Below are 276 nucleotides of genomic sequence, written 5' to 3'. Positions count from 1 at the left end.
GGTTTTTTAATTTCTATCGCGATGGAGCGTTGGGGGCTACATAAACGTATAGCACTTAATACAATGCTTCGTGCGGGAACGAAACCTAGCCTACAAATTTTAGCGATGATGTTGGTGACGGCATTTTTATCAATGTGGATGATGAGATGGACGCTCCCCTAAACGGCGTCAATGCGCCAAACTGGTTAACTCACACTCAGTTAAAAGGGAACGTCCGTCATGAAAATTAGCACATTATCAATTGATTTGGCAAAAAATGTATTCCAAGTCGCTGGC

The 276-nt window shown here is 42.8% G+C and carries 1 pseudogene; it reads left to right on the top strand.

The features are described 5' to 3' along the window. A pseudogene (locus tag JIG41_RS14385) lies at window positions 1–141 on the top strand (SLC13 family permease); the annotation flags it as partial. Window positions 142–276: the final 135 nt, after the last annotated feature.

The organism is Pseudoalteromonas sp. bablab_jr011 (assembly GCF_016464045.1).
Lineage (GTDB): Bacteria > Pseudomonadota > Gammaproteobacteria > Enterobacterales > Alteromonadaceae > Pseudoalteromonas > Pseudoalteromonas lipolytica.
This window is presented reverse-complemented; position numbering and strand designations above follow the sequence as displayed.